This window comes from Bartonella sp. CL70QHWL, from assembly GCF_042194855.1.
Lineage (GTDB): Bacteria > Pseudomonadota > Alphaproteobacteria > Rhizobiales > Rhizobiaceae > Bartonella.
On record NZ_JBHINJ010000032.1, the window covers coordinates 1 to 7,671 of the forward strand.

Annotated in this window: 5 protein-coding genes and 1 pseudogene; 3 read left to right on the plus strand and 3 right to left on the minus strand. The window is 38.1% G+C overall.

Annotation, left to right across the window (positions count from 1 at the left end):
- Positions 1-201: 201 nt before the first annotated feature.
- The 3 genes and pseudogenes from ACFIJZ_RS08865 to ACFIJZ_RS08875 form a co-directional block, all read right to left on the minus strand.
- Entirely contained in the window at positions 202-780 is a 579-nt protein-coding gene (locus ACFIJZ_RS08865) for a hypothetical protein (RefSeq protein ID WP_375631738.1), read from the minus strand.
- Positions 781-861: 81 nt separating this feature from the next.
- On the minus strand, positions 862-1,695 hold the full coding sequence (locus ACFIJZ_RS08870) for a hypothetical protein (protein WP_375631740.1): 834 nt from the start codon (positions 1,693-1,695) through the stop codon (positions 862-864).
- A gap of 1,683 nt (positions 1,696-3,378) precedes the next feature.
- A pseudogene (locus ACFIJZ_RS08875) lies at positions 3,379-4,037 on the minus strand (type ISP restriction/modification enzyme); the annotation flags it as partial.
- A gap of 247 nt (positions 4,038-4,284) precedes the next feature.
- Between ACFIJZ_RS08875 and ACFIJZ_RS08880 the strand changes: the two are divergent.
- From ACFIJZ_RS08880 to ACFIJZ_RS08890, 3 genes are all read left to right on the plus strand, one after another.
- Positions 4,285-4,464 (plus strand): hypothetical protein, encoded by a 180-nt coding sequence (locus tag ACFIJZ_RS08880; protein ID WP_375631742.1) that lies wholly within the window; start codon positions 4,285-4,287, stop codon positions 4,462-4,464.
- Positions 4,457-6,217, plus strand: a complete 1,761-nt coding sequence (locus ACFIJZ_RS08885) for a ShlB/FhaC/HecB family hemolysin secretion/activation protein (protein ID WP_375631744.1) — start codon at positions 4,457-4,459, stop codon at positions 6,215-6,217. Before ACFIJZ_RS08880 ends, ACFIJZ_RS08885 begins: the two co-directional genes overlap by 8 nt.
- A 90-nt stretch (positions 6,218-6,307) precedes the next feature.
- Positions 6,308-7,671, plus strand: a 1,364-nt coding sequence (locus ACFIJZ_RS08890; protein WP_375631746.1) for a filamentous hemagglutinin N-terminal domain-containing protein, incomplete at its 3' end; no start/stop codon positions are given.

The window sequence follows — 7,671 nt, forward strand, 5'->3', positions numbered from 1 at the left end:
AAAGCTTTAATGCGATAAAGGTTTATAATATTTCGAGTAAGAGCATGTTTGATTTTTTTGATTTCACTGGTTAATTCGTATTTTTTGCACATAGAGATACCCTCACAATTTAATGTGATAAACGTTTGCTAAAATTTGGAATGAGATGTTTAAAGAAGGGCGCCCCCGCCGCGCCCGTGCTTTCATTTACACTGCTTTAGATTAGACCCAGACAATCTCTAATTCACCATAAGGAGAGAGACGTTCAGTATAGTTTTTTATTTTAGTAGACCCGCCGACATTTTCACGAATAACAGCAATTCCATGAATATTGGCATTTTCATAAACATGCATGTTATTTGCTATACGAGCGTTTTCATAAACCCTAGCATTGTCATAAACATAGGCATTATCATAAATAATAGCCTTGCCATACACATGAGCATTACCATAGACATGGGAATTATCAGAAATAACGGCATTGCCATAAACATGGGCATTATCATAAACATAGCCAGCAATGATAGCATTGTCATAAACCCGCGCATGACCATAGATATGACCACAAGTGACAGCATTGCCAAAAACTCTTGCATTTTCATAAACGTGACCATTTTTAAACACAAGAGCCTCATCATACACCCAGCAATTGCCATCATGAGAGAGGTTATCTTCCTTTTCAATAAAGCCCCCTAAAGTACCTGCTTTGATATCAGCAAAATCTTTTAATGCTTTAATACGGTAGAGAACATGTTTACCAAATACACGCGTTTCATTTGTGAGTGCAAACTTCTTTTGCATGAGCACAATTCCTTTATAAAGAGATTTAATTTTTAAATGAGATGTTTAAAGGAGGGCGCCCCCACCGCGCCCACGCGTTATTTAAGCAGCGTCTTTTAGTGACTGATTATCATCACAGATATCATTACGAATTTTTGCACGGCTATTCACAACAGCATTGCCATAAATTTGCACATGATGATCAATATTTGATTTGCCATAGACCTTGGCATGATCATAAATCCTTACAAAGCAACCAACACGAGCCGAGCCAGAAACCTTGGCATGACCATAGATACTTGAATAATCCTTAATCCAAGCATTACAAAAAACATGGGCATTATCATAAACGCGCGCCCAGACATAAATGCGTGACTTGCCATACACACGAGCATTGCCAAAAATATAGCCACAAACATAGGCACTTTCATAGACACGGGCATTGTCATAAACCTTGGCACCATTAGAAATAGTAGCATTATCACTAATTACGGCATTACCATAAACATGCCCACAGACCTTAGCGTTATCATGAATTTTTGCATTATCATAAATATGAGCGGTTGTATCAAAAACCAATGCCTTGCCATTAACGATAGCATTGCCATACACCTTGGCACCTCTAAAGATTTTAGCGTCATTATAAATTTTAGCATTTTCATAAACAGTTGCATTGAAAAGAACCGCGGCATTATCATAGACCCAGCAATTGCCATCATGGGATAAGTTACTTTCATTTTCAATAAAACCGCCGAGGTCCCCCGCCTTAACATCATCAAAATCTCTTAGAGCACGTATACGGTGTAAAGTAAGACCATCAAAAGTGAATTTTTCATTGGTAAATTCGTATTTTTTTGCAGGCTCTTGTTGATTAGCAAGCGCGGTTTCATTTGCAATATTAGAGATAACGGGGATGTTTTTTACTGTATTTTTCATAATTAAAACCTTGTCGTAATTAAATTTTCTATTAACAGCCTATAGAGGGCATCGGGTGCTAGAAAACACGGCGACAAGTCCGCTGCTTACACTTTTCTCATAAAGAGTATTGTATGGTGTAAACACACCCGACAAAATCCTCATATACTAACAAAAGTATAAAAGATAGCCAATTTTTAAAAGCGTTGGAAAGATTGTTTCGTAATCTATCCGCTTGTCGTTTCAAAGTGTTTTCTAATCACTTGAATATTCATATAACAAAATACGTATTTATTGTCAAACAATATTTTATCTTTTTTGATATTTTTTTGTATTTTTTTAAATACGTTGTGTATTGATAATATCTTATGCCTATTAGTTGCTTCTTTTATATTTATATGCTTTTAAAGCTATATTATTGGCTTTCTTAAAAGATTGCGTTATTTTCTGAATCTATACATTTATAATATTTAGAAACGCTCTCATAATGCGTATTTTAAACTTTATAACCTATCAATTTTGTTACTAAATGAATTTTAAATTTTTTGTGAATTTTGTTTATAAGGGGCTTTAATTTAAACGACCTTAATAGCACCGCGCTCTTATAACAAATGCTTTCATTTGCATTTTTGCTTTCTCTATAGCTGTTATGTTCTTTATAGCCATGGCATCATTTTTCATTTTCATAAGAGAAACGATAAATAGGATAATTGTGATTTATTGTCTGTTATGAAAATATCTCAATAGAAACTGATCATTATAGAGATTAGCAAAATCCCTTTTAATAGACTTTTGTCAGTTGTGTCAGTTCTTTTTAGACCCTATACTATTTTTTTAAAATGATAAAAAATTAAAAGCATTATATTTCAATATGTTAGTCTTTTTAAGATACAACTTATATAGATAACACAACCTTAAATACAATTAATAATATATATTTGTCAGTTATCTGTCAGTAAATTGAACTGACAAAAGTGATTATTTTAGTGTGTCATTAAAACGTGTCTTATGAAAAGCGTATGAAAGTAAAAACTGATTACGTTATTAAAATCCCTTTTATGAATTTTAATCAGTTCTTTTGAATAGATAACCTTATGATTTAGAGAATGATTACAACGTGCTTTATAAAAATCATGTGATCCTTTAAAGCTTTTCAAAAGATATCTTGTAACTCATAAGAGATGCTATCAAGATCTTTATAGTTATGAGTTTTGGGGGGGCTTTTTGTACGTATTATTTTATTTTTTTAATCCAAAATAAAAATCATTATATTTCAATATGTTAATTTTTTAAATAAACAACCTATATTAAATACAATCTATAATATACATTTAAAGGGGTTTTGTAGGGGTTTTGGGGGTTTTAAGAACCTACAAAACCTATAAGCAAAATGAATATACATAACTCTCTTTAAACAAAGCTTTTGAAAACAATAAAGCTATCATTTTAGATTACGGTATAATCTTTTAAAGGCAATGTAAAAAAATCTAATTCTATTTAAGAGTGGGTTTCTTAAAAGTCTTAAAGCAATCCAAATAAGAGTATTTAAAAGTGCAAATGATTTCTTTTTAGAATAACGCATATAAATACTCCTTTTAAAGATTGTATGTAAGCAATTTATAAAAGTGATATAGAACCTATAGGTATAAGACCTTATACCCCTTGTGAGGTTAATATGCCTATCATGTGAGCATGCTTTATAAGTTATTTGGTTTCTCTTATTTCTAATTTTGGTAAGTTCTTAACAATTTTCATTGTTTCTAAACTTACAGTGATAACCCTTTGAAATAACTCTAATGGATAAGCAGGGTTGCCAATGGTTTCAACAGCATAGTGATTGGCATCATTCACAATACCACTCTTTTTATCTGTTTTTACACATTGACGCCCCATAAACCATTCAAGAGCAGGCTTGCCATTGACGATATACTCATAAGCTTACTTAGGGAGATCTGTCATGATGATATTGCTATTATAAATAACAGTTGATTTATTCTTTTCCTTACTATCCTTAATTTTTGCGAATTTCATTTCTGTCACGTAATAAAACTTTTCTGGATTAGAGATATCAGTTAATTTTGGATTACCCTTTTTAAAGGTCACAGGATAAGGTTCTACAGTTTCATAGTTTACGTGCAAATGACCCAATTCATGCCCTGCTGTTACAAACTTCCAAAAGTCATCAGCCGTTTTTACGCAAGGGATACGAGGCAGTTCTTTGCATAAGTTATCAGCATAACGAGTGCGATAATCTTCTGAATGCAAAAGACCGTAAACATAATAAAACAGATCATCTTTAGTGTTTTTTCATTAGGATAAGCGGCTTTAAAATATGCTAATTCTTCATAAGTTATGGCATTACGCATTTTCTTATTTTAGCATAAGCGATTGTCATGCTATTTTTCTTATCAAGCGATAATAAGTGGTAGTCTTCTTGTTGTCTCTAATATGTAACAGTTCCAATAAATTTGGTCTATTCTATGAATAAGAGTCTTTACTTTAAGCTCAAGATTATATTACATGCAACACCTTAAAATTAAGAAGCATATAGAGCATATGATTGTCATTTAACAGTGTCATTGTAAAATCTTCACAAGCGGGGGAAATGATATGGTTTGCACAACACATAAAGCAAGTGTATACAGTACAGTCTATGCTTTTCTCTCAGATGTTATAAGTATTACTCTCATCAAAAAATTAAAAAATTGTTACGCGGTTGGCGATTTTTTCTGTGACGCTGATGATATGGTTCATTTGGTTGCTCACTTTGAGGGCACAATGAATGCATAGATTTTTTTTCACTTTTATTTTTGCGGCTATTTTGTGCCTTTTCTCGTTGCCGAGTTTTGCCGAAAACATTCGTGAGAAAGCGATTAATCAATCAGAGAGCATCCAACGACAACAAACGCAAGAACAGCGTTTTCAACGATTGCACCGTAGAAACGAAACCCATGGGGTATTTTTGCCAGACGATGATACCACATCTGCCTATGGTGCTTCATCTGGTACAACCTGTTTGCTGATCAAAAGCATTGAATTTGTTGGTGCTCAGTTGATTTCTCACACCGACCTTCATGAAGCCATTTCTCTTTGGGAAGGACGGTGTTTGGGGATTGCCGAAATCAATAAAGTGCTCAAAGCGGTGACCAAGCTTTATATGAAGCGCGGCTATATTGCAGTGCGGGCTTATTTGCCTGAGCAAGATTTAAGCGGCGGTCATCTCAAGATTGTTGTTGTTGAAGGCGTGATGGAAGATATCACTCTGGATGGGCATAAAGTTGAGAGGAGACTTCAAGGAGAAATCACCACGGCTTTTCCAAACCTTATTGGAAAACCGACCAATCTGCGCCAGATAGAGCAAGGGCTTGATCAAATCAATCGGCTTTTCTCACGCCAAGCTACCATTAATCTTGGTGCGGGGAGCAATTCGGGTGGTTCGATACTCGATGTTCATATTGAAAAACAGAAACCTTGGCTTATTACGCTTTCCAGCGATAATCTTGGTGCTAAAGCAACAGGGCTTTATCAAACGCGCTTGGGCCTTTCTTTTGATGATCTGTTAGGGATCAATGATCAATGGTCGTTTAGCTATCAGCGCTCCATGGATGGTAGTCCGTATCATTTTTCTCACAAGCGTCCCAATAGTGATACTCTAACGGGATCATTTTCTCTTCCCTATGGCACTTGGACAACAGGTTTTGATGGGACGTGGAGCCAATATCATTCGAGTGTTAAGGGAATATTTTCCGATATTATGACTGCGGGTAAGTCTTTATCGCTTACTCCATGGATTTCACGGGTTATCGACCGTGATCAAGAGGGAAAGACCTGGCTTACGGGACGGTTGACATGGAAATATTCTGATAATTTTATTATGGGCAGTCGGGTTGATGTTTCCAGCCGTAAATTGGCTATTGCAACCTTTGAGCTTGATCATTCGCGCAAGTGGCTTGGAGGAGAATTAAGCGCGCATATAGGGTTTCATAAAGGGTTGGCAATTCTTGGCGCTTATGACGATAAAGAGCAAGAGAATGCAACAAAAAATTCCCCCAAAGGGCAATTTTCCAAATTATCTTTTTCCCTAGGCTACGTGCGTCCTTTTTCGCTCAAACAATATAACTTTCGCTATAACACGCTGTTTTCAGGACAATTATCACCCGACACATTGTTTAGTTCAGAGCAAATATCGCTTGGTGGTAGTTCCTCTGTGCGCGGGGTGCGTGAGGCGATTTATTACGGCAATAATGGGGCGTTTTGGCGCAATGAATTGTCGCTGTTGTTGCCAGGTTTTTCTTCGAGAATGGGGCGTAAATTTATAAGCCAATTTGCCCCTTATATGGCGCTTGATCTGGGGGCTGTAGCCAATGATGCAAACAAAAACAGTTTTGGCGGGAGCCTCGTTGGGGCAACTCTTGGTTTCCATGCAACCGGAGACATTACGGATATTGATGTATCTTATTCGAATATTTTAACCCAATCGACAGTGCGAGAAAAGGGAAATTCGACAGGGTTATTTCAAGTACGGGCATTATTGAGATTTTAGAGCAAAGGGGCGGTAAAAATATCGCTGCGCTGTTTACACCCATATGGGTTGTTTTTTTTAAGAGATAAAGAATTTTATGAGGAGCTGAAGATGCGGGGATTGAAAAATCAAAAGCATAGATTGGGATATGGATACAAGCGAGGAAAGCGCGTTCTTTGTGTTTTGCAGCGAGGGATCCATAAGGGGCTTTCACTGGTTTTAAGTTTTTGCTTAGCTTTTCAGCCTTTGTTGTTGCAAGCACAAGCGCTTGGAGCGCGAAGTCCTGTTGCACAAGAGAGCCAAGGGATAAAAGCAGCTGATGGGGTTGGCTCTGTTTTCCGCCCCACGGTGGGGAAAGCCGGCAATGATGTGCCGCTGATTGATATTGTTCGCCCCAATGGACAGGGTCTTTCTCATAACAAATATGACAGTTTCAATGTTGATACCCATGGCGTGATTTTGAACAATTCGACTGAGGAGGTTTCGCGTTCACAGCTTGGGGGATTGGTGCCAGGCAACGGCAATTTGCGTTATAGCGGTGCAGCAAAGGTTATCCTTAATGAAGTGGTGAGTGCCAATCGCTCGCGTCTTGAAGGCGTGAGCGAAGTACACGGGCAAATGGCGGATGTTATTATCGCCAACCCCAATGGGATTACCTGTAACGGTTGTGGCTTTATCAATACTCCACGGGTGACTTTATCGACCGGACAACCGATCATTGGAGCCGATGGCGCTTTGAGTGGGTTGCGTGTTGAGGGTGGTGATATCACCATAGGTTCTCGTGGGGCTGATGGGAGTTCATTAGATATTTTTGATCTTGTTTCGCGCAAGATCAGTGTCGGGGGTCCCATACAGGTCAAAGGAGATTTGGCTGTTATCGCGGGGCGCAATCATTTTGATTATAACAAACGCGAAGCAACTTCTCTTGGTTCTGATGGCAAAGAGCCAGAATTGGCGATTGATTCCAGTGAGTTTGGTGGAATGTATGCGGGGCAGATCCGCGTGATTGCCAATGATAAAGGCGCGGGCGTTAAGATGCGCGGAGACATGGTTGCCAATGCAGGCGCCATGAGATTGACAAGTGATGGCAAGCTGGTGATTGCCAAAGCACGCGCCAAAGGAGCGGTAAAAGCGCGTTCTCACCACGATAGTGTGCATGTAAAAGATTTGCTTTTTTCAGAAGAAGCGGTTGAACTGAAGGCTTTGAAACATGTTGAATTGGCTGAGCAAGCTCGCGTTGCGGCAAGCGGTGCTGTTGATGTGCATGCCGATCTGATCAAACTCCAGTCTCATGCTCTTCTAGCAAGCGGTATTGGGAGTGATGGTCAACAGTCAGCGACGGGTTCTTTGCACTTACAGGCAGCAAAGCTTGAGGCGGGGAATGGGCGGATAGCCGCTGGTGATCTTTTAGAGATCCAAGCAGCAACAATTGATCTAAGCCGCATGCAAGACAATGATCAAACAGGGGTTTCTTC

Excerpts from the sequence above, each read along its gene's own strand:
- ACFIJZ_RS08865 (WP_375631738.1), bottom strand. The coding sequence starts at position 780 with ATGCAAAAGAAGTTTGCACTCACAAATGAAACGCGTGTATTTGGTAAA.
- ACFIJZ_RS08870 (WP_375631740.1), bottom strand. The coding sequence starts at position 1,695 with ATGAAAAATACAGTAAAAAACATCCCCGTTATCTCTAATATTGCAAAT.
- ACFIJZ_RS08880 (WP_375631742.1), top strand. The coding sequence starts at position 4,285 with ATGGTTTGCACAACACATAAAGCAAGTGTATACAGTACAGTCTATGCT.
- ACFIJZ_RS08885 (WP_375631744.1), top strand. The coding sequence starts at position 4,457 with ATGCATAGATTTTTTTTCACTTTTATTTTTGCGGCTATTTTGTGCCTT.